Genomic DNA, 970 nt, shown 5'->3' on the forward strand with positions numbered 1-970 from the left:
TTTGCGAGTTGGGTTAACCGCCTTTACGATCTTTGACGGGTACCCGATCCCTCTTGCCGGGCAGATAGCGCTTTTGGGAGGCGATGGTAGTAAACCTTATCGTTCGCCGTCAATAACGATGACGGAAGCCGCGCGACGTTTTGAATGTTGCCGGCCGGTGCTTGATCCTGTGTTTGTTCCGATGGACCGAGTGGCGAACAAGGGCCTCATCGTTGCGGGCGCACTGGAAGGCCTGCAAGTGCGTATTGATCGCCGCTCCCCGGTGCTCCTATGAGCGCAATGACGAATGATAGGATCCAGGAGAATGAACTCTATCGCGCCGATTCGCTGAGAGTCCGCGAGCGTGGCGACATGGGCTCGAGAAACGGAAAGCTGACGCCTCAAAGCGGCGTTTACTACGTTGCCGAAGGCCTCCCGTTCAACTGGACAAAGGTCAACACTGAAGGTCGGAAGACGTTCAGTGCCGGTCTCCAACTACTCTGAGGACTATCGAAGAGACATATGATAACTCTATCGGCGGCTAACACGTCGTTGCGCAGCAATTGATCTTTGATCTTCCCTCAGATTGCTACACTCAGACTGCTCGATCGGCGCCGCAGATTGAAAGCCTGCGTTTGTCCGTTTGGCGATAACTGGGAGGCGGGATCGCCTCCCCGCTGCACGGGCGATCGAGTGATTGAAAAGCCGGCTTCAACTGTCACTTGCTCAAGCTGGCACAACCTTTGAATGCTCGCCTTGCGGGGATCAAAGCAGCCAACTGAATTCGATTATTGGAGAAAGCGACGAAGCGCATGCCAAATGTGCATCACATCGGGGTCTCGACGGTGGCGGTGCCAGCTGCGGACGCCGCACGTCAAACCGGCATAGCCGTCGACCACTGCGACGATTGCCAAACACGCTATTTCAGCCGACCATGCCAGATGGGTCTCAAGTTATATTTTGATGACTATGTGCTCTTCCGCGTTTTTTC

General features: G+C 55.1%; 1 pseudogene. It reads left to right on the forward strand.

What is annotated here, in order from left to right:
• A pseudogene (locus CO660_RS33635) lies at positions 1-274 on the forward strand (protein psiB); the annotation flags it as partial.
• Positions 275-970 lie beyond the last annotated feature (696 nt).

This window comes from Rhizobium sp. L9 (assembly GCF_002531885.1).
Classification (GTDB): Bacteria; Pseudomonadota; Alphaproteobacteria; order Rhizobiales; family Rhizobiaceae; genus Rhizobium.